The 21,900-nt window shown below is 65.0% G+C and carries 16 protein-coding genes; 7 read left to right on the forward strand and 9 right to left on the reverse strand.

The window, feature by feature from the left end; all coding sequences use genetic code 11:
* Window positions 1-180: 180 nt before the first annotated feature.
* From U5A65_RS27975 to U5A65_RS27985, 3 genes are all read left to right on the forward strand, one after another.
* Window positions 181-1,578, forward strand: coding sequence for a sulfite exporter TauE/SafE family protein (locus U5A65_RS27975; RefSeq protein WP_321948562.1), 1,398 nt, complete (start codon window positions 181-183; stop codon window positions 1,576-1,578).
* Entirely contained in the window at window positions 1,575-2,804 is a 1,230-nt protein-coding gene (locus tag U5A65_RS27980) for a glycosyltransferase (protein WP_321948563.1), read from the forward strand. Before U5A65_RS27975 ends, U5A65_RS27980 begins: the two co-directional genes overlap by 4 nt.
* A gap of 195 nt (window positions 2,805-2,999) precedes the next feature.
* Entirely contained in the window at window positions 3,000-4,235 is a 1,236-nt protein-coding gene (locus U5A65_RS27985; RefSeq protein WP_321934256.1) for a polysaccharide biosynthesis/export family protein, read from the forward strand.
* 66 nt (window positions 4,236-4,301) lie between these two features.
* Here U5A65_RS27985 and U5A65_RS27990 read toward each other — a convergent pair whose 3' ends face one another.
* On the reverse strand, window positions 4,302-5,003 hold the full coding sequence (locus U5A65_RS27990) for a putative colanic acid biosynthesis acetyltransferase (protein WP_321913129.1): 702 nt from the start codon (window positions 5,001-5,003) through the stop codon (window positions 4,302-4,304).
* Window positions 5,004-5,250: 247 nt separating this feature from the next.
* Between U5A65_RS27990 and U5A65_RS27995 the strand changes: the two genes are divergently transcribed.
* Window positions 5,251-5,850, forward strand: coding sequence for a hypothetical protein (locus tag U5A65_RS27995; RefSeq protein ID WP_321948564.1), 600 nt, complete (start codon window positions 5,251-5,253; stop codon window positions 5,848-5,850).
* 30 nt (window positions 5,851-5,880) lie between these two features.
* Here U5A65_RS27995 and U5A65_RS28000 read toward each other — a convergent pair whose 3' ends face one another.
* From U5A65_RS28000 to U5A65_RS28030, 7 genes are all read right to left on the reverse strand, one after another.
* A complete protein-coding gene (locus tag U5A65_RS28000; RefSeq protein ID WP_321948565.1) occupies window positions 5,881-7,269 on the reverse strand; it encodes a glycosyltransferase WbuB in 1,389 nt (462 codons plus the stop codon).
* 189 nt (window positions 7,270-7,458) lie between these two features.
* Window positions 7,459-8,418, reverse strand: coding sequence for a GDP-L-fucose synthase (locus U5A65_RS28005; protein ID WP_321934260.1), 960 nt, complete (start codon window positions 8,416-8,418; stop codon window positions 7,459-7,461).
* 4 nt (window positions 8,419-8,422) lie between these two features.
* Window positions 8,423-9,541 carry a GDP-mannose 4,6-dehydratase gene (gene gmd, locus U5A65_RS28010; protein WP_321913197.1) on the reverse strand — a complete coding sequence of 373 codons (1,119 nt, stop codon included), beginning with the start codon at window positions 9,539-9,541 and terminating at the stop codon, window positions 8,423-8,425.
* Window positions 9,542-9,641: 100 nt separating this feature from the next.
* Window positions 9,642-11,873 carry a polysaccharide biosynthesis tyrosine autokinase gene (locus tag U5A65_RS28015; protein WP_321913133.1) on the reverse strand — a complete coding sequence of 744 codons (2,232 nt, stop codon included), beginning with the start codon at window positions 11,871-11,873 and terminating at the stop codon, window positions 9,642-9,644.
* A gap of 76 nt (window positions 11,874-11,949) precedes the next feature.
* A complete protein-coding gene (locus tag U5A65_RS28020) occupies window positions 11,950-13,341 on the reverse strand; it encodes an undecaprenyl-phosphate glucose phosphotransferase (protein WP_321913134.1) in 1,392 nt (463 codons plus the stop codon).
* Between the two features lie 40 nt (window positions 13,342-13,381).
* Window positions 13,382-14,890 carry a mannose-1-phosphate guanylyltransferase/mannose-6-phosphate isomerase gene (locus U5A65_RS28025; protein ID WP_321948566.1) on the reverse strand — a complete coding sequence of 503 codons (1,509 nt, stop codon included), beginning with the start codon at window positions 14,888-14,890 and terminating at the stop codon, window positions 13,382-13,384.
* 89 nt (window positions 14,891-14,979) lie between these two features.
* Window positions 14,980-15,984 (reverse strand): GlxA family transcriptional regulator, encoded by a 1,005-nt coding sequence (locus tag U5A65_RS28030; protein WP_321913136.1) that lies wholly within the window; start codon window positions 15,982-15,984, stop codon window positions 14,980-14,982.
* 628 nt (window positions 15,985-16,612) lie between these two features.
* Between U5A65_RS28030 and U5A65_RS28035 the strand changes: the two genes are divergently transcribed.
* The 3 genes from U5A65_RS28035 (at window position 16,613) to U5A65_RS28045 (ending at window position 20,582) form a co-directional block, all read left to right on the forward strand.
* Complete coding sequence (locus U5A65_RS28035) at window positions 16,613-18,589, forward strand: hypothetical protein (protein WP_321948567.1); 1,977 nt, start codon at window positions 16,613-16,615, stop codon at window positions 18,587-18,589.
* A 183-nt stretch (window positions 18,590-18,772) separates the two neighbouring features.
* Window positions 18,773-19,225 (forward strand): GDP-mannose mannosyl hydrolase, encoded by a 453-nt coding sequence (locus U5A65_RS28040; RefSeq protein WP_321913138.1) that lies wholly within the window; start codon window positions 18,773-18,775, stop codon window positions 19,223-19,225.
* Between the two features lie 352 nt (window positions 19,226-19,577).
* Complete coding sequence (locus tag U5A65_RS28045; protein WP_321934264.1) at window positions 19,578-20,582, forward strand: GlxA family transcriptional regulator; 1,005 nt, start codon at window positions 19,578-19,580, stop codon at window positions 20,580-20,582.
* 108 nt (window positions 20,583-20,690) lie between these two features.
* On the opposite strand, the gene hmpA is transcribed toward U5A65_RS28045, so the two are convergent.
* Window positions 20,691-21,893, reverse strand: coding sequence for an NO-inducible flavohemoprotein (gene hmpA, locus U5A65_RS28050; RefSeq protein ID WP_321913140.1), 1,203 nt, complete (start codon window positions 21,891-21,893; stop codon window positions 20,691-20,693).
* Window positions 21,894-21,900 lie beyond the last annotated feature (7 nt).

Below are 21,900 nucleotides of genomic sequence, written 5' to 3' on the forward strand. Positions count from 1 at the left end.
GTGGAGCAAACCACACGCCAAATCAGAATTTTTTTCCTGCCGCCACAACCCAGCCGCTTCCCGCCACGCGCATGCGCAAGGCGCTTGCGGCGTTTTATATTGAGTCGAACCAACGCGTTTGGTGCGCATATTTCTTGCGCAGCGTTTGCAACCCTATGCACCGCACCGGGAGAAACGCGGATGCGAAACAAACATGCTGTTCTGTGGCTCTGGGTGTGCCTCGTGCCTCTCGCTTTCGACTACAAGGCCCCTGACTCCCAGTTCGGCCACGGCGCGCAATGGCTGGCCGTCATTCCGGCCCTGGCAGGCGCGCTGATTCTCGCGATGATCGGCCCGCGCTTCGCGCGTCCGATCCGGCTGCGCTCGTTCGTGACGGGCGCGCTCGTCGCAAGCCTCATAGGCAGCCTCATTGCTCAAGTGCTGCAGCACAATCCGGTCGGCCAGTACCTGCGCGTGATCCTGCCGTTCCTGCTGTTCGTGCTCGGCTACTGGGCCATGTGCCGCCCGTGGCACCCCATTCGCGTCATGCAGTTGCAGCGCGCGCTTTACTACGCGAACGTGCTGTGCCTCGTGTTTACGTTCTTCTTCGGCTTGCTGGCTGTCGGCGGGCCGCTTGCCGACATCCGCTTTCGCATCGTCTCGCCGACCATGCTCGCGCTGCAGGGCATGCTGTTGCACCAGTTCATCGTCGCCCGGCGCTTCAACATGACGATGGTGATCGTGTTCCTCGCCACCCTGATCGTCGAGTTGCTGAGCGTCACGCGCAGCCTGCTGATCGCGACCGTCCTGCTCGCCATGTTCGCGGCGTGGCTCGCCTCGCCTTCAGTGAGCCATCTGATCAAATCGTTCTTCCGCACCGGCATCGCGCTTTCATTCATTGTGGCGCTGGGCGTGGGAACCGCGTGGCTCTTCCCGTCCATCACCGAACACTGGACGCAGCGCGTGACCGCCGCGCAAAACTCGGACTCCGACCGCGACCCCACCACGGTCACGCGTATTGCGGAAATGCGCGACCAGTACGACCAGGTGACCGAATCGGTGGAGTCGGTACTGTTCGGCAAGGGTTATGGGCACCTCTACCGCTACTCGCCCATTTACTACCAGTACGTGAACCAGACGTTCAGCAAGGACGATTACTTCAACACCAGCGACTGGGTGGCTGGCCACAACTTCTGGGTGTATCAGCTTTACGCCGAAGGCATCGTGTTCGGCGGCTGCATGCCGGTCGCGGTGATCGTCGCGCTCATCGTCGCGGGACGCGCATTCAGGCGCTGGCGCCGCATTGCGCCGCGCCACCCGATGCTCATGCCGCTCAGCATGGCGCTGCTCGTGCTCGCCGCGCTGCCCGGCGCGTCGATTGGCGGCAATCCGCTCGGCACGCGTTTTTCGGGCCTCGTGTATGGCCTCGCGCTCGGGCTCATCGTCTCGCTGTATTCGCAGCTTCACTACCGCATCGACCTTCAACGCAAGCGACAGCGCCTGCACCCGTCCTACGGGCGCGAGCCTGCCTTCCGACCCACGGCGCCCGCGGCGGCGCCGGTGCCGCTCAACACGTACGCGACTCCGGAGCCCCGATGAAAATCCTGCACCTCGTGTCCACGGTCGACCCCCGTTCGGGCGGCCCGATTGAAGGCGTGCGCCAGAGCGGCCTCGCGATGACGGCGCTCGATCACCAGATCGAAGTGGCCTCGCTCGACCCGATCGACGCGCCTTACGTGCGCGAATTCCCGCTGCCGCTGCACGCCCTGGGCCCGGGCCGCGGCCACTACGGATACAGCCCCGGCTATGTGCCGTGGCTGCGCGCGAACGCAAGGCGCTTCGACGCGGCGATCGTGCACGGGCTCTGGCAATACCACGGCTTCGGCGCGTGGCGCGCGCTGCGCCACGCCCAACTGCCGTATTACGTGTACACGCACGGCATGCTCGACCCGTGGTTCAAGGCGACTTATCCGCTCAAGCATCTGAAGAAATGGGCCTACTGGCCGTGGGCCGATTTTCGCGTGCTGCGCGACGCCGCCGCCGTGATCTTCACAACCGAAGAAGAACGCCTGCTCGCGCGCGATTCGTTCTGGCTGTACCGCGCCAACGAGCGCGTCGTGCCGTTCGGCACCAATGCGCCGCGCGAGGACCCGGACACGTTGCGTGAAGCCTTCCTGCAAGAGTCGCCGCATCTGCGCAACAAGCGCATCGTGCTGTTCCTCGGGCGCCTGCACCCGAAGAAGGGCTGCGACGTGCTGGTTCAGGCGTTCGCCGATCATGCGCGCGAAACGCCGGATGCGCATCTGCTGATGGCCGGCCCCGACAAGGGCAACTGGCAGCCCGCGCTGCAGGCGATGGCGCAAACGCACGGCATCACGCACCGCATCAGCTGGCCGGGCATGCTGCAGGGCAACCTCAAGTGGGGTGCGTTCTTTGCCAGCGACGTGTTCGTGCTGCCCTCGCACCAGGAGAATTTCGGCGTATCCGTAGCGGAGGCGCTGGCGTGCGGGCTGCCCGCGCTGGTCTCGGACAAGGTGGGCGTATGGCGCGAGATCGATGAGGATGGCGCCGGTTTCGTCGCGCCCGACACGGTCGCCGGCACGCAGCGCAACTTCGCGTCATGGCGCGCGCTCGACGAACCCTCGCGCGACGCGATGCGCGCGCAGGCCCGGCGCACGTTCGATGCACGCTTCGCGATGGATGGCATGGTGCGCTCGCTGCTCGGCTTGCTGCAGGAACATCCTTCGTATGCGGGCGCTCGATTTCACCGAGGGCGTGCGATGAGCGCCATGGCGCAGGGCGAGCCCGCGGAGCAAACCGAATAAACGGAAAGTAGAAAAAACAGCATCAGATAGCGGTCATGGTAGGGATTGGCAGGGGTGACGAAGCAACGCAGCTCAAGCGTCATAACCAATCGAACGATGTGAGCGCGTTGCACCTTCGTGGCGATGTGCGAATCCTGTGAGTAAGGGGGCAACACTATGTTAAACAGCACACCTGATTGTTCTGGCGGCGAAGCCGTGCATGCAACTGCAGCCACTGCCGCAACCGCGACGCAGCCCGCGCGCAGTTTGCGCAAGTTATCGGCGGGCCGCGCACGGGCGGCCCTGTCGGCGGTGGCGGCCATCGTGGCGGCCGCAGCCATGATTTCGGGCTGCGCGCTCTCGCCTGGCATGACGGCGCCGTCGAGCGTCACGCAGGCGAAAGCCGCCACCGACTCTGCGCGCTCGGGCGGCAACGGGGATCAACCGCCGCCGGGTGCGCTCGTCGAAATCAACAACGCGTTGGTCGCCAAACAGGCGGCAGAGAGACCGACGGCGGTCCCGACCAACGTCTCGTCGCTGTTCGGCACGCCCAAGCCCTACACGCTCGGGCCCGGCGACGTGCTGAGCATTGTCGTGTGGGATCACCCCGAGATGAACTTGCCGACGGGCGGCGGTGGCGGCGGTAACGGGTCGCAGGACCAGAGCGCGAGCCAGGTGCAGTCGGGCTATACCGTGGACTCGACTGGCGCGATCCAGGTGGCCTACGTGGGGCCGATCCACGTAGCGGGGCTCACCGAGATGGAGGCGCGCAATCTCGTGGCGAGCAAGCTGGCCTACTACCTGAACAAGCCACAGGTGACGCTGCGCATCGAGTCGTACCGCAGCCGGCGTGTGTATGTGGACGGCGAAGTGCGCACGCCAGGCCTCATGGTGCTCAACGACATGACGATGTCGCTGCCCGAGGCGATCAACCGCGCGGGCGGCTTCACGGCGGCGGGCGACCGCTCGCGGGTTAGCGTGACGCGCGGCGACAAGACGATCATGGTGAACATTCCCGACATGATCAAGGAAGGCGTGAACCCGGACAAAATCCTGCTGCAAAACGGCGACCTCGTGCGCGTGTATTCGGCGAACGAAAGCCGCGTGTTCGTGCTCGGCGAAGTCGGGCACCCAGGGCCGCTTCCGTTCGATAACGGCCATCTCTCGCTGAACGACGCGCTAGGCAACGCGGGCGGCATCAGCCAGGGATCGGGCGACGCCTCGCAGGTGTACGTGGTGCGCGGGCAGAAGGAAGGACACCGCACGGTCTACCACCTCGACGCGTCGACGCCGGAAGCCATGGCCACGGCCGACGAGTTCGACCTGAAGCCGAACGACGTGGTGTTCGTCGATGCCTCGGCGCTCGTGAAGTGGAGCCGCGTCATCAACCTGATCCTGCCGAGTACGCAGGCAGCCGCTGCGGGCCGGGCGGTCGGTTACGGCGGTTACTAGCGGGTGGAGTTCGTGTGCGTATGAGCAGGCCTGCTGGCCTGCTCATACCGCGGCTTGAGCGCCGCCTCATGCCTTGGGCGGCTGGCTCTGCTCAAAACGCCAGCGAATAAAGCGGCACGGATTGCCGCCATACACGCCGCCGGCTTCCAGCGAGCGATGCACGACCGAAAGCGGCGTGACGACCGCCGAGCGCCCGATCGTCACGCCCATTTGCACCACGCATTTCGACGAGACCCACGCGCCGTCCTCGATCACGATAGGCGCGACGTGCAGGTCCATGTTCGTGCGCATGTCGTGCGAGCCGGCGCTGAGAAACGCGCCCTGCGAAATGCAGACGTTCGAGCCGATGCGGATGGGCGCCTGGTTGTAGATCCACACGTCCACGCCGATCCAGCAGTTCTCGCCCATCTCCAGATTCCACGGCGCCTTCACGCGCATGGGGTGCACGAGGCGGCATCCCGCGCCGACCTTCGCGCCGAACAGGCGCAGCAAGCTCACGCGCAGCGCGGAGAGCGGCAGCAGACGGTTGTCGAGCACGCAGGTCTCGACCAGATACCAGGCGGCCTGCACGAGCTTGCCGCGGCGCGCAACGAAGTTGCCCTTGCCCGCGCGGCTCAAATCGATCACGCGGATTTCCGCGCTTGCAGACTGCGCGGCGGCTTGCGGCGGCGCGACGCCTGCAGACGGTGCCTCGCCAGCGCCATCCCTGCGGCCGGCCGCGCCGACGTTCCCTTTGAGGGTTCCTAAACCTTCGACCGCTTCCGTCATGAACGCTCCTTGCCCACCCGGGTCGGTTCTATGTGGCTTGCGTGCTTCCCGGCTCGTCGCGAGCCCGTGCCGAAAACCGGCAACGGGACAACGGGCGGCGTCGAGCCGCGATTTCATTATCCGGCGGCCTGCGCATCGCCTCCCGCGCGTGGCCGACACGGCAGGGGTTTTGGCGCAGCGGGGCGACGCTGCGTGGGCAACATGAAGGCTTGACGCCGCATGATTCGCGGCGCGCGGGATCCATGCCATGTCCAGCCTGAATCGACATCAGTTTGCGCCCTACGTGCTCGCCGCTGCGCTGCAAGCCGCGTGCGCCGCATGGCCGGGCGCGGTGTTCGCGCAAAACGCCCCTTCCGGCGGCTCGTCCGCTAATGCGAAATACCAGAGCAGCCAGGGCGACACCCTCACCAACGCCGTGCAGCGCCAGAAACTCGACGAGCAGCGCCTGCTCGGCGGCCCGGGCACTTCGGACAACCCGTACAGCGCGACCCCATACAGCAGCAACGGCGCTTCGCCAGACGACGCGCAAGACGCGCTCACGAACGAAAAGCACATGCACGTCGTCACGCCTGGGGATTACGCGGCAAGCGAAGCGAGCGCCTCGGGCGGCAGAAACGGCCGAGGTGGCGCGAGCAGCAGGATCGGATCGAACGGCCGGTCTCGCGCCGGCAACGCGGTGGTGAGAAGCTCGGCAGGCAACCCTGCCGGTAGCCATCGGTCGAGCGCCGGATACGACTACGGCGCCCGCGAAACCTCGCCGACCGCCCAGGTCTATGGCAATCCATACAGCAACCCGTACGGGTCGCCGGACCAGGCCAACTCCGAGCTCTACAAGTCGCCCTGGTAAGCTCTGCTAGCGGCCCAAGGCCGCCGTCGATCAGACATCGGACTGCTCGACCTCGGGCAACGTCGATCCGCCTTTGCCTGCTTGATGCGCGGGTTCATTGGCAGATTGATCCGCGCCTCGATGCGTCGAGGCAGCGCCACTTGCCGCCGGCTGCGGCTCCACTCGCGTCTGACTCGCCGGCTCGGCAACCCCGCTCGCGAGCCCGGCAAGCCTCGCTTCGAGCACGTCGAAGATCGCTTGCGGCGACAGCATGCGCTTCGCGTAGCGCCGTGCGGCATGGCCGAGCGCGGCGCGCCGCGCCGGGTTCCCGGCCAGTTCGACGATCGCGGCCGCCAGCGCCTCGCCGTCTTCGGGCGGCACGACAATCCCGTGATCCGAGACCACGTCGAAGAGACTCGTGCCGGGCCGCGCCATGGCGATCACCGCACGCCCGCTCGCGAACATGCCGGTGAGCTTCGAGGGCATGACAAGGTCGGCGGCGTCGTTGCGCTGCGGCAGCACGTGGATATCGGCCACGTTCAGCAGTTCATTGAGCATCGACGCAGGCTGCAGCGGCAGCACGTGACAGTTCGAAAGCGGCTCGCAACGCGCGATCAGGTCTCGCCTGGCCGCGCCGTCGCCGCAGAACACGAAGCTGATATCCGTGCGCGCGGCGAGCGCCGTTGCGACGTCCGCGAGAATTTCGATGCCCTGCTTCGCCCCCATGTTCCCCGAGTACAGCACGACGGTGTTGTCCTGCGGGATGCCAAGGCGCTGCCGGAACGCGCTCGGATACGGCAGCGGGAAGATCGCCTGGGTATCGACCCAGTTCGGCAGGCACACGGCGCGCGAGGCGTCCACGCCCTTGTCGATGACGCGCTCGACCATGCGCGGCGAAATCGACGAGACGGCGTCGAAGCGCCGCAACAGCCAGCGCTCGCAGGCGAGCGCCGCGCGCCCGAGACGTGAGCCCTGGCCGCCCTTGAGCAGCCCCAGATCGAACGCCGCGTCGACTTCGAAGTCCTGAATATGCAGCCAGCTGCCCGCCCCAACGGCGCGCGCGAGCATCAGTGCGCCAGGCGCGCAAAAGAATGTCGGCACGATCAGCATGACCGCCTCCGGCCGCCACGCCGCGAGCCGCGCGAGGAGCGGCAGCGAGGAAAGCGCGAAGCTCGCCAGATGCACGATGCGTTTGAGGCCGCCCTGCTGCGAAGGCACCCACAGCGGCGCGCGCCACACGCTCACGCCGCGCAAGGTTTCGCGTGCGTAGCGCCCCGCGCGATAGCCGTCGTGCACGCGCCATTGCGGGTAATAGGGCGGCGCGCAGATCACGCGCACTTCATGGCCGTGCGCCGCGAGCAGCTCCGCCATTTCGGCGCTGTATTTGCCGACGCCTGTCACTTCGGGCGCGTAATTCAGTCCGTAGATCAGGATTCTCATTGCGTTGTTTCCGTCCCTGAACTGCTTTTTGAGCTGCTGGTCTACCGCTTTCCTTCGACTCGCGCGCCGAGCGAAAAAAAGCGGGCGCCGTGCATCCGGTCCGCGCACGACGCCCACCACCAAACAAACGCCTTTCCCCCTCGTCCATCGAGCCGATTGTTTGCAAGCCGTCGGCCCTGTGAGGCCGCATCAAGCCCGCATGCCTGCCTCGTGCGCCGGTGCGGCATAGGCTTGAAGAAAGTCGTCGTAGGTGCGGGCGAGCCCCTCCTCGAGGCCAATGTGCGCGTGCCAGCCCAGATCGCCCAGGCGCGACACATCGAGCAGCTTGCGCGGCGTGCCATCGGGCTTGGTCGAATCGAATACCAGTTCGCCGTCGAAGCCCACCACGTCGCACACGCGCTGCGCGAGATCGTGGATCGACAGGTCCTCGCCCACGCCGACGTTGTAGACGCCGTCGCCGGTCTCGTGCTCCAGCACGAAGATCGTCGCATCGGCGAGATCATCGACGTGCAGGAATTCGCGGCGTGGCTTGCCCGACCCCCAGACAGTCAGCGTGCGCTGGCCGTTCGTGCGCGCCTCATGCGCCTTGCGCAGCAGCGCGGGCAGCACGTGACTGCTGCCGAGGTCGTAGTTGTCGTTGGGGCCGTACAGGTTGGTCGGCATGAGCGAGACGAAATGCGTACCGTACTGGCGGTTGTACGCTTCGCAAAGCTTCAGGCCGGCGATCTTCGCGATCGCGTAGGCCTCGTTGGTCGGCTCGAGCGGCGCGGTGAGCAGATAGGTTTCGCGGATCGGCTGCGGGCATTCGCGCGGATAAATGCACGACGAGCCGAAGAACACGAGGCGCTCCACGCCCGCGTTGTGCGACGCGCGGATCACGTTGGTCTCGATTGCCAGGTTGTCCCACGCGAACTGCGCGGGCCGCGTCGAATTCGCGAGGATGCCGCCCACGCGTGCGGCCGCGAGCAGCACCGCATCGATGCTCTCGCCTTCGAAAAATCGATCGACCGCAGCCTGATCCGTGAGGTCCAGTTCCGCATGGGTGCGCATGACGAGGTTCCAGTATCCATTCGCCTGCAACGCGCGCACGAGCGCCGAGCCCACCATGCCCCGGTGGCCGGCCACGAAGATTCGGGAGTTCTTGTCCATGCGTTCACTCGTGATGTTCGAGAGCCCTGAATCCGGCCAGCTTGACGAGTGCGTCGCGCCGGGCAGCCTGGTAGTCGGCGCGCACCATTTCCTTGACGAGCGCATGGAACGTCGTCACCGGTTTCCAGCCCAGCTTCTCCTGGGCCTTCGAGGCGTCGCCGAGCAACGTCTCGACCTCGGTCGGGCGGAAGTAGCGCGGGTCCACGCGCACGATCACGTCGCCCGGTTCTATGCGCATGTCGCGCGCTTGCACCTGGTCGACAATGCCGACCTCGTCCACGCCGCTGCCTTCGAAACGCACGGTGATGCCCAGTTCCTCGGCGGCCACGCGCACGAAGTCACGCACGCTGTACTGCACGCCGGTTGCGATCACGAAGTCTTCGGGCTTCTCTTGCTGAAGCATGCGCCACTGCATGTCGACGTAATCGCGCGCATGGCCCCAGTCGCGCATGGCGGAGAGGTTGCCGAGATACAGCATTTTCTGCAGGCCGACCGCGATGCGCGCTAGCGCACGCGTAATCTTGCGCGTGACGAACGTCTCGCCGCGCTGCGGCGACTCGTGATTGAAGAGGATGCCGTTGCACGCGTAGATGCCATGCGCCTCGCGGTAATTGACCGTGGTCCAGTAGGCGAACAGCTTCGCCACCGCGTAGGGACTGCGCGGATAGAACGGCGTGGTTTCGCGCTGGGGCACTTCCTGCACGAGCCCGTACAGTTCGGACGTCGACGCCTGATAAAAGCGCGTTTTCTGCGTAAGGCCGAGAATGCGAATCGCCTCCAGAATGCGCAGCGTGCCGAGGCCGTCCGCGTTCGCCGTGTACTCGGGTTCCTCGAACGACACCGCCACGTGGCTTTGCGCGGCGAGGTTGTAGATTTCGTCGGGCGCCACGCGCTGGATCACGCGCAGCAGCGCCGTGGAATCGGTCAGCTCGCCGTGATGCAGCTGAATGCCGGGTTCCGGGTCGTGCACGTCCCGATACAGGTGATCGATGCGGTCCGTGTTGAAGAGTGACGAGCGCCGCTTGATACCGTGCACTTCGTAGCCCTTGTTCAACAGCAGTTCTGCCAGATACGAACCGTCCTGACCGGTGATACCGGTGATCAACGCAACCTTGCGAGCCATCGCCATCGTTCTCTCCTCGCGTGAGCGAAATGGGATTCGGTGGTTCCACTAGCCGCGGCGGCCCCCCGGCCGGCCGCGGTCCTGCTGCCTGCCTGCTGCCCTACCCTGCAATGCTTTCGTACCCGTAGTAGCCGCCGCGATACCCGCCGCCGATGAATGCGCCGGTCTTCGGCACGTCGGTGAGCAGCACGCCGCGCAGATTCACGCCGCCTATGCGCAGGCGCTTGACCGTTTCCTCGAGCTCCGAAATCGGGTGGCGGCCATGGCGGATCGCGAGAAGCGTCGTACCCGCGTAGCGTCCGATCACCGTCGAGTCGGTCACCGCGAGCACCGGCGGCGTATCGACGATGACGAGGTCGTACTTCGCGCCCAGCTCCTGCAGCAGCGACTCGAAACGCGGACTCATCAGGAGCTCGGACGGATGCGAGTGCAGCGAGCCCTTGGCGAGCACGTCGAGGCCCGGCAGCACCTCGCGCTGGATCGCCCGCTCCAGCTCCGCGCCGAGCAGCACGTCGGAGAGGCCCGGCTGGTGAACAATGCCGAAGTGCGAGTGCACGTCGCCGCGCCGCATGTCGCCGTCGACGATCAGCACGCGCTTGTTCACTGAGGCGACCAGCGCGGCGAGATTGACCGAGAGGAACGATTTGCCGATGTCGGGGCGCGAGCCCGTGAGCATCACGATGTTGTTGCGCGCGTCGTTGAGCGTGAGCTGCAGCGAGGTGCGCAGGCTGCGCACGCCTTCCACCGCCACGTCCTGCGGGTTCTGTTGCGCGAGCACGTGCAGACCGCGCCGGCGCGATGAGACGTGATGCTGCAGCCGCAGTTGCTGCGGGCTGCGCGGCACCACCGCGAAAACCGGCACGCCGAGCGCGGCTTCGAGTTCGTCCGGGCGCTCCACGCCGCCGTACAGCGACTTGCGCACGAACGCGACGAGCACGCCCAGCACGAGACCCGCGCCGATCGCGAGCGCGATCACGAGCAGCTTCTTCGGACGCACGGGATCGTCCGGCGCTTCGGCGAAATCGACCACGCGCACGTCGCCCACCTGGCCCGCGCGCGCCACACGCAGTTGCTGCGCGCTGTTCAAGAGGCTCGTGTACAGCTCCGTGCTCACATGCACGTCGCGCAACAGGCGCACTGCGGACTGCTCCGTATCGGGCAGTTGCGCCACATTGCGCGTGAGTTGCGACTGCGCGGCCTGCAGCGTGCCGATCTGTGCGTCGAGCGACTGAACGGCCGGGTGATGCTCGGTGAAACGCTGCGCGAGTTCCGCGCGTTGCTGGCGCAGGTCTTCGAGACGAATCTTGTTGTCGCTCACCTGCTGGAGCAGCAGCCGGCTTTCTTCGCCGAGATCGACGGTGCCGTGCTCGTTGCGGAATTTGTTGTACTTCTGCTCGGCCGTATCCACCTGCGCGCGCAGTTGCGGCAACTGGTCGTCGAGGAACGCGAGCATGTGCTCCGCTTCGGCCGAACGGCTCGCGATGTCCTGCTTGATGAACTCGTGCGCCACGTTGTTGAGGATCGCGGCCGTCATCTTGCTGTTGTGGCCTTCGAGACTCGCGCGGATCACGCCGGACTGCAGCCCGACTTCCTGGATTTCGAGTGCGCGCTCGAGCCGGTCGACAGTGGTGAGCGTCGAGGCGCGCATGAGCAGGAAAGGCGTTCCGGGCTCCCCGCTCAAGCTGTCCACATGCAGCGCGATCGGCCCGACTGATGTATTGGCGCTCACGTCCTCGCCCACGCGGCCCTCCAGGAGCGGAATGCCGTCGGGGTCGCGCAGCGTGAACGTGCCGGGCTCGTCGCCCGCGACGAGCGTGAAATCGCGCTCATACATCGCTTCGGGCGTATCGAAGCGCGACACCTTGATCTCGCCGCCACCCCATGCATAGCCGGCCGGGCGCATGAAGCCGGGCAGCTTCTGCGCCCAGGGCGAGCCCATGATGCTGGAGAGCATGCCGCCAATCACGGGCATTTCGCGCGGCCGCGCAGAAATGTCGAGGTGCAGCTTGCGCACCGTTTCCTCGGTCACGTTGCGCGACTTCAGCATTTCGATCACGCCGTTCGCGGTCGACTTCTCGTCGAACATGCCCGTGAGCGGCGGCAGGCTGCTGTCCTTCTTGCTGGCGTCGCCCTTGTCGACGAGGTGGAACAGCACGTCGGCACGATAGGTCGGCGTGGCCAGGAAGGCATAGGCCGTGCCCAGCAGCGTGACGGCGAGCGTCACGATCGCGATAGCGCGCCAGTTCGCCACCATCGTTTGCAGATAGTCGCCTAGGTATCGCTCGTCGGCGGCTGCTGCGCCGTAGTAAGCGCCGTCATAATTCATCGCCATCTTGCTTCTCCCGAAACCTGGTATTGCTTGCTCGTGATGCTTGACTGGTGATGCTTGCCCGGATGCGCCGCCGCGCTCAGTACGCGTTGCGGCCCACCAGCCCGTGAACGACCGTGGCCGCGATGATGCGCATGTCGAGCCAGAACGACCAATGCCCGAGGTAATACAGATCGTGCGCTACACGCATTTCCATCTTTTCGAGGCGATCGGTTTCGCCGCGAAATCCGTTGACCTGCGCCCAGCCGGTAATGCCGGGCTTGATGCGATAACGGTGGATATAGCCCTTCACCACGCTCTGATACAGATCGTCGTGCTCGAGCGCATGCGGGCGGGGACCGACCACCGACATATCGCCGCGCAGCACGTTGTAGAACTGCGGCAACTCATCGAGACTCGTGCGGCGCAGGAACGCGCCGAGACGTGTGACACGCGGGTCGTCACGCGTGGCCTGGCTCACCGTGCCGGGCGCTTCCTTGTGCTCGCGCATCGTGCGGTACTTGTAGATCGTGAACACGCGGCCGTCGGCGCCCTTGCGGCGCTGCCTGAACAGCACCGGCCCCGGCGAGGAAAACTTCACCGCAATGGCGATGCCGATGAGTAGCGGCATGAGGCTCACGAGCGCAAGCGCCGCGAACACGCGATCGAACACCGCCTTCTTGAACTGCGCGCTCGCGGGCAGCGGCGAAGCGACGAGGTTGATCGCGGGCACGCCGAGCAGCTCGATCACCGTACTGGTGTCGAATAGCGCCAGCGAGCGCACGTCCGGAATGAAGCGGATATTCACGAGGTCGTTGCGAAATTCGCTCACGAGCCGCACCACTGTGCGCTCCTCGGCAAGCGAAAGGGCGAGCCACAACTCATGCACGTCATGCTCGCGGATGTACTGCGCGAACGCCTCGATCGTGTCGCACACCGGCGTGTCTTTCTCGCTGGCGGGCCGCGCCGATTGCGGCGTCGTGTTGTAGAGGGCGCTCGCGCGAAAGCCCGAACCCGGCTCCGCGCCGATGCGCCGCACGATCTCGTCGCACTGCGTCGCGGACCCCGCAATGGCGACCTGATGGAGATTCATGCCCGCGCGCCGCATGTGCGCAAGCACGCCGTGCGCGAGGAAGCGCCACGTAATGAGCAAGCCGCCTGCAAGCGCGGTCCAGTAAGCGAACCACAGGCGCGAAACGACGTCGACATGATGCATCGTGGAGTACATCGAGATCAGCGCGCAGCCCTGCACGACGAGCCACGCAAGCGACACCTGGCCCGCGAGCAGCGCCTTGGAGCGGCCGCGCCACGACTGGTAAAGCTCGAACGCCGGAAAGATCACGAGCGCGAACGCGGCGGCGAGCAGCACGAAGGCTTCGTTCACGCCGCGCGGCACCACATCGTCGAAGCGGATCTCCGAAGCTACGCTCGCGCCGATCATCACGGCAGATACGTCGAGCACTCTCGCCATCAGATTTTGCAGCTCGCGCATGCTTTCTCCTTTTTTCTCCCTGCAGGCCGTGCTGCTGCCCTCAACCGCAGCGGCCATACGTATCGTCGAAACGGACGATGTCGTCCTCTCCCAGATACGCGCCCGACTGCACCTCGATGATTTCGAGTGGCACCTTGCCCGGATTCTCCAGCCGGTGACGCACGCCGAGCGGAATGTACGTGGACTCGTTCTCCGTCATAAGAAAGGATTCCTCACCACGCGTGACGAGCGCGGTGCCGCGCACGACCGTCCAGTGCTCGGCGCGATGGTGATGCAGTTGCAGCGAGAGCCGCGCGCCAGGCGTGACGACGATGCGCTTGACCTGAAAGCGCTCGCCGGAATCGATCGAATCGTAGAAGCCCCACGGACGTTGCACCTTGCGATGCGAATCCGCTTCGGGCGCATGCTCGGCCTTGATGCGCGCAACGAGCCCCTTCACGTCCTGCACTTTCGAGCGGTCCGCGACGAGAACCGCATCGGCGGTCTCGACCACCACGAGGTTCGAGGTCCCCACGCAAGCCACGAGCCTGCCGTCGGAATGCGCGTACGTCGCAACCGCCCCCTCGAACACCACGCGCCCGCGCCCGACGTTGCCGTCTTCGTCTTTTTCCATCGCGGCCCACACGGCGTCCCACGAGCCGAGGTCGGACCAGCCCGCATCGAGCGCGACCACCACGCCCTCGGGCGTCCAGCCATTGCTGCCCGATAGCCGCTCCATGACCGCGTAGTCGATCGAGTCGGCGGGCGCGCCCTTGAAGGCCTCCGTGCCCGGACGGAACACGGCGCCGTCTTCCTTTCCATCGACGAATGCAGCAAGGCACGCTGCATGCATGTCGGGCTGCAGTGCGCGCAGCGAGTCGAGCCAGACGCTCGCGCGCATCACGAAGATGCCGCTGTTCCACCAGTAGCCGCCCTGTGCGATGTATTGCGTGGCGAGTTCCGGCGCGGGCTTTTCGACGAAGCCGTCGATACGGTGCGCGCCGTCGGCAATCGCCTCGCCCACACGGATGTAACCAAACCCCGTTTCGGGCGAGCGCGGCGGCACGCCGAGCGTCACGATCGCGCCGCGCTGCGCGTGGCGCGCGGCGCATTCGAGCGCGCTCTGCAGCGCATCCGTATCGGCAATCGCATGGTCCGAAGGCATGACGATGAGAATCGCGTCGTCACCGTTCGCGCACGCAAGCGCTGCACCGAGCGTGAGCGCCGGCGCCGTGTCGCGCCGCGCGGGCTCGACCACGAGCCGCGCGTCGATACCGCACGCATGCAACTGCTCTGCGATCACGAAGCGGTGTTCTTCACCACATACGACAATTGGCGCGCTCGCGACCTGCCACTCCGATGAAAAGCCGTCTAACCGATGCACGGTTGCCTGCAGCAGCGTATCGCTGCCCACCACACCAATTAGCTGCTTAGGGAAATGTTCGCGCGACATCGGCCACAAACGCGTTCCGGACCCTCCCGCCAGCACGACAGGCACGATACGCGTGCACGCCGCGGCTTCGACGCGAGCCTGACTCTGGCCCTCCTGAATCGATGACCTCTCATTCATCTTCGGACTCCTTCATATCGGGCAGGATCACCTCGGCTCGCGAAAAGCGACCCCGTTTGTAACGAAGTGCGACCGTTGTTACCGCGGCGTTACGAGACGGCTACGCCGGCCTCGCGGCGGCTTTGCTCGCGGTATTCGGTGGGCGAAATCATCATGCGCTTGCGAAAGATCTTGGCGAGGCGGTCGCCATTGCCCATGCCCGTGCGGCGCGCGATCTTGTCGACCGGCAACTCCGAATCGGTGAGCAGGCTGCAGGTGATGGCAAGGCGCGCATGCAAGAGGTAATCGGATGGCGTGATGCCCATCTCCAGCTTGAAGCGGCGCAGGAAGTTTCGCTCGCTCATCGCTGCGACCTGTGCCGCGTCGGCTATCGAAATGGCGCGCTGACAGTTTTCCTGCAGCCAACGCGCGGCTGCACGGACTTTGTCAGCCGGTGCGCTGCCGAGCGCATCGCCGAGAAACGGCAACAGGTTGCCGCCCGAATCGGGCATGAGCCGCTCAGTCACGGCACGCGCCACATCCACACCGAGATCGCGCTTGACGAGCGTGAGTGCGCTCTTCATCGACTCGAGCCGGTCGCCGGCGTCGCCGCTTGCTTCCTCGCGGCCCGTTTGCACCGCATACGAGCCGAACTCGTGCTGGGTGCGCTGGCCGCACAGACTCGCCGCCTCGAGCAGTGAACGACCTTCACCAATCGGACGAATGGTGCCGGTATTCGCATGCACGCGACGCAGCCATGCGACGAGACGCTCGTCGTTGGCGGCCGCGAAGGCGCCCTTGCCACCCGCCACGAACAGCGCGTCGAAACCGACGTAGTGGCGAGCATCGAGTCCGTCCGTCCAGACCCGTACCGACGACGAGCACGTCACGTTGCCGCCATCGGCCGAAAGGATGCTGACATCGTATGGTGAACTGCGAGCGGTGTCTGTCGAGAGTTCGTTCGCCACATGAAACACTTCAGCCACAATGCCGGCGCCGAGGAGCGAACAACCATCGAACAGCAGAATTGCGATATGACGCACCTCTCGACTGATGCCCGCGGTCACTAGATGCGGGCGACTGAACGACGGTAAATCCAGACTTGCGTACGCCATGCTTTTCCCCTAAACAATCCCCCGTATCAAGCGAAAAGTCCCGGTAATAGCATTTCGATAGCATTCCATGTGCAGTGCATCATATGCAGAGAAAAATTCCTGCAACGACGACTGACCGAAACTGGCGAGACATTGGCGCATTTAGTCCGGTCGAGGACCGTTTAGAAGCTTGGGCGCCAAGTCGAATGACAAAACGCAAACTGCGTGAAAGGCAATTTGTTCGATTACATCGGTTTGGGCAAAAGTGCCGGATAACCGTTACAGGCCGGTATTTTCGCCTTTGTTACGACAAAATCGTTCGATGCCTTCCGATCGATGCGTGCGCATGGGATGGAAGAGAAACGAGCAATAAAAGACTGCGCCTCTATTCGTCTGATTAAATGATGTTTAAGAAGCTTTGCGCCCGGATTTCGAGCACGCGATGCGAATTTTAAACCTGTTAAATCCTGTTTGCGCCGCACAATAAAAAAATTCACAAAATCCCGCCTTATATGATTGGACTCCGAGAGCACTGCACAACCTGCACGCGGAGCTTCGAGGGAAAATTGCGCGAAAAGCCTGGACGCTGGCGTCAAATGACTGGCTCGAACAACTAGGCTTACCCTTTCATGCAGTGAGGAACCTGCCCATGACATCGCGCCTAGCCCTTGCATCCGCACTCGTGACGCCTCGTTTCGCGCGCCGCTCGCGCGCCTGTTCATGGTTGCCGGCTGCGGCGCTCGCACTCGGCATCCTTCTGCCGGCCATGAATTGCCGCGCCGCCGACGCGCCCGTTTGCAGGAGCGCCGACAGCCGCGCGGCGACAGACGCAAGCGACGATCCCATCTCGGCCGATACGCCCGGCAGCGACGGCACGCGGCTTTTTCCGCGCGGCAAGAGCGTGCGAATCGACGTGACCACGCGCGCGACGCGCGACGACAAGGTGCAATGGCAGATCGCGGATACGTGGAGCCGCCCGCAGGCCAGCGGCAACTTCACGGTAGCAGCCGGCCCTCGCATCACGTCGCTCACCTGCACGCTGCCACAGGCGGGCTACTTCGCGTTTTCGGCGTCGCTGGCTTCGCAGCCCTCGACTGGTTTGCCCCAGCGCGGCACGCGGCCAGCCGGCATCACGACGTTCGGCGTGCTGCCCGATGTGAGCGCAGCACTTCCCGCACCCGCCTTTACGCGCCAGGACCTGCACCGCTTCGGCGGCCAAGGCTCAGCATATATCGCGCCCGGCCAGCACTGCTGCGGCGGCGACGGCTTGCGTCCGCTCTACACGAACCTCGGCCTGGCATGGGCCAACGACAAGCGCGGCTGGTACGTCATGGAACCGAAAGGTCCCAATACATTCGACCCCGCCGCCTCAGAACTCGATCTGCAGTTCAAGCCCGGCGACATCATGCGCTTGATCACGGTCGACGGCTTTCCCGCGTGGGCGAGCCCGAACGGCCAGGAGACCCACAGCTACCTGCCTTCTTCACTGGCCCAGTTGCGCGATTACATGGCGCGCGTAGGCACGGAGTCCGCACGCATCCGCGCGCGCGTCTTCCCCCGCCAGGCGCACAATTACTATCAGGTCACATGGGAGCCCGACAAGGACGGCGGGCTGCCGTGGAAAGACACGGACGCGCATTTCGTCGATCTCTACAAGACCGTCTACGAGGGGTTGCACTCCACCGACACGTCGGCGATCGTGATGGGCCCAACCTATGCAGGCGTGCAGGGCAACACCGAGTGGCTCAAGAAGTTCGCACCGTTTGGCATTGCTAAATATATCGACGGCGTGACGATCCACGGCTACTACGATTTCGGCACGAGCCCTTCGCATCCACCGGAGCGTTTGTACGGCGCGCCCGAAAAGGGCACGCTTTCGCTGCCCGAGGCCATGCGCGAGCTGCGCGCGACAATGCGCGACATGCTCAAGCCCGGCGCGCCGCTCTTTGTCACCGAAACAGGTATTAGTTACGACATTGGTACGAACTACGCGGCCAACTATCCCGACGCGCAAACGCTCTACGCGCAAGGTGCGGTGGTCGCGCGCGCGCATCTGATCCTGCTTGGCGAAGGCGCGGACACCACGTTCATCTTCTATGGCGCGGACATGCCGGAGACGACGCCCGGCTATGGCGTGTTCTTTGAACTCGAGCATCCGAAGGGCATGTATGGCGCGTCGAACATCAGTCCGAAGCCGGCCGCGCTCGCGGTCGCGACCATGACGCGGCTGATCGACGGTACGTATACGCTCGGGCCGCTGCGCGGCACGCCGGCGGGCGTCTATGCGTACGCGTTCGCGCGTCCGGGCGGTGGCGGCAATAAAGACGGCAAAGGCGGCGGCAAGGTGATCACCGCGCTGTGGAGCCACGACAACGCTCGCTGGAGCGCGAAGACGGGCTTCGATGCCACGCGTGCAACGAACTACACGCTTCAGGTGGACGCGCGCGGGCGCTCGGGCCAGGTCAGCGTCTTCGACATGATGGGCAATCCGACCACGATGACTTACAACGACGGCATGCTCCCGCTGCGCCTGACCGAATCGCCCGTTTATGTGGTGTCGGACAACGCCGATATCGCCAGATCGAACGCTGTCACACCCGCGGGCTACGTCGCGCCGAAGCCTTGAGCGCCTGGTCGGCTAGCCGCATCTTGGCCCACGATAGCGAGACTTCGGCGGTTGCGGACAGTGCAACGCGATATTGGCCCGCCTAGACTGCTCTTGAACGTGCCTCGCACGCGCCGTGTGCGCAGCGACTGCGCTTCGGATCATCTAATCGACACGACCGACACCCCGCGGATACGCTCGTCCATGCTCTCACCGACAGAATTCCTGGAGGTGGTGCGGCTCGCACCGCTCGTCGCGATCGACTTGATCGTCGCCGACGCCGACGGCCGTGTGCTCGTGGGCCAGCGGCGCAATCGCCCCGCACGCGGCACCTGGTTCGTTCCGGGCGGACGCATTCACAAGGACGAACGGCTGGACGCCGCGTTCACGCGCATCGTCGAAACAGAGCTGGGCATTGCGAGCATGCAACGCTCCTCGGCGCGCTTCGTCGGCGTATACGAACATCACTATCCCGACAACTTCGCGGCGGAGAACGGTATCGGCACGCACTATGTGGTGCTCGCCTATGCATTCATGCTGGACAGCACGGTGCCCGTCGGGCGCTTCGACCAGCATAGCCAGTACGCGTGGCTCTGGCCCGAGGAGCTACTCAAGCGCGACGACGTGCACAAGAATACGAAACAATATTTTTGCTGAAAACGCGCAAGCGCCACACACACACCCGCCCCTCTGCGTTCCGCGCGGCTTTCGAATACCTCGCGCGTGGGGCGCGTTCGCCCTTGTGCGCGCTTGTATGTACTGACGGCGCCCAAGCGCAACGCCCGGCCAGGGCCAGCCCCGCCTCCCAGCGCATATCGAGCCATTCTGCCAACTTCTCGGCATTTTCAGACTGCGCCGTGCGTCAGGGACGCACCGGCCTATCATGAATCCCGAGAGCGTGATGTGACCGCATGTAACAGCCCAAAGCAGCCCCAAGCAGCCGGATCAGGGCGCGCGGCGCAAAAACGCAACGTACTCCTGCGAATCCTTTCTGCGCGAGGAACCGGCCATGTACATCGACAGGGTGGTCTGCCGGCAAGCCGCTTTCCAGCCGCGCGGCGCTCACTTGAAGTTCGGACACGTGGCCAAACGCATAGGCATCCTGGTTTTCGAGGGCTTCCCGCTCGGGGATGTGACCTTGCTCGCCGACGTGTTTCGTCTCGCGAACGATGCCTGCGCCGACACGCTTCCTGCTTATTCGGTCGTGATGCTTTCCGAGCCTGGCGGCAACGTGGCCAGCGGCTGCGGCTTGCGGATCTGGTCCGAGAGCCTGCATGGCCCGCTGCGCAGCGGCTTTGACACACTGTTCATCGCCGGCGGCCCCGGTGCGATGATGGCGCGCGACAATCCGCGGCTCATCACGCGGCTTCAGATGCTCGCACCGAAAGTGCGCATCATCCGCGCACTCGGCGAGGGACGCGCCGTGCTCGCCGCCGCCGACGTGCCCTTCCTGCGCACGGGCGGCAATACGGCGAACTCGGCGCAGCGGCTGCGCCGCGCGCTGGAAGCGCGCAACGCCGGCGCTTCGGTCGTGACGCCTTCCGAGGCGCTCGTCGCGGCGCTGAAGGTGGTCAAGCGCAATCATGGCGTGGCGCTTGCGCAGCGCGTTTCCGAGGACTCGATGCCGGGCTCGTGGGAGCGGCTCGGCCCTATGCTCGACGATGGCGAAGCGGACAGCGCAAACGGCAAGATCAGCTCGGCCGCTCACTGGCTGCGCGAGAACTACCATCAGCCGATCTCGGTCGCCGATGCGGCGCGTGTCGCGCAGATGAGCATGCGCAACTTCCTGCGCCACTTCAAGACGCAAACGGGACTCACGCCGTCCGAATACCTGCTGCGTACCCGGCTCGATGCGAGTTGCCTGTTGCTCGCGCAAACCAATCTTCCGATCGACGAGATCGCGCAACGCTGCGGCGTGCCGCGCGGCGAGCGCCTTGCGCGCATCTTCCGGCGCAGGCTCTCGATTTCGCCATCGGGGTATCGCGCGGTCAACCGGCGGGCTTCGACCGAATGACTTCCGTTGCAAATCGATACACGATTGACTGCCTCACACGCAAGACGCCGCGTTTTCACGCGGCGTCTTTTCATTCGTTCTACTAATAGTTAACACCAGTACGCGCCGTTACAGCATGCCGGAGCCGAAAATCTCCGTGTGAATGCGCGAGGCGTCGACGCCGCGGGCAACGAGCGCCTCGCGCTGCTCGCGCATGAACGCCACGGGGCCGCACAGGTAGTAGTCGGCGTCGGGCAGCAGCACGTCGGCTTCGATGCGGCCGATATCGATGCGCCCTTCGAAGTCGTAGTCCACGCCGCGGCGGTCGTTTGCGCCGACTTCTTCGTAGAACACCGCGCGCTTGACGTTCGGGTACTCGGAAACAGCGTGACGCAGGAAGTCGCGGAATGCGTGCACCTTCGCGTTGCGGCATGCGTGCACGAAGGTCACCTTGCGCTCGCTGCGCTCCGCGATCAACGTGGAGAGCATCGACTTCATCGGCGTGATGCCCACGCCGCCGCTCATCAGCACGACCGGCGTCGTCTTCTTGCGATCGAGCGTGAACTCGCCCATCGGCGCGCTCACGTGCACCACCGCGCCCTCTTCCACGCCGTCATGCATGAGGTTCGACACGTGGCCCGGCTGTGCCTCGCCTCGGCCGGCTTCGCGCTTCACCGAAATGCGCAGCCACTTGCCGTGAGGCGCGTCCGAAAGGCTGTACTGACGCGGCTGGTCCACGCCAAGCTTGTCGACGAAGCGCGTCACGCTCACGTACTGCCCCGGCTCGAAGCCGCCTGCGGATGCGCCGTCGGCCGGCGCGAGATAGAACGAGGTAATTTCGTCGCTTTCGACTTGCTTGCGCATCACCTTGAACGGGCGGAAGCCGCTCCACGAGGCGCCCTCGTACAGCTTCGCCTCGGTGCCGATCATGATGTTCGCGAGTTGCTCGTAGGCCACGGCCCAGGCGTCGAGCGTGGGCTGGTCCACGGCGTCGCCGAGCACGTCCACGACCGCGCCGAGCAGATGGCGGCCGACGATCGGATAGTGCTCCGGACGGATGTTCAGGCTCGCGTGCTTGTGCGCGATATGCGTGACAGCGCCACCGAGCGCGCCCAGATTGTCGATGTTCGCCGCGTAGGCATAGACCGCGCGTGCGAGCGTTTCGGGCTGACTGCCGCTTTGCTGGTGCGTCTGGTTGAAGATGTTCTTGAGCTCGGGGTGCGCGGCGAACATCCGCTTGTAGAAGTGCTTGGTGATCGTGGCGCCGTGTTCGGCGAAAACGGGCGCAGTGGCCTTCACGCGGGCCATCTGGTCGGCGGTGAGCGCAGTCATTTGCAGC

It is taken from the genome of Paraburkholderia sp. J10-1 (assembly GCF_905220165.1).
Taxonomy (GTDB): Bacteria; Pseudomonadota; Gammaproteobacteria; order Burkholderiales; family Burkholderiaceae; genus Paraburkholderia.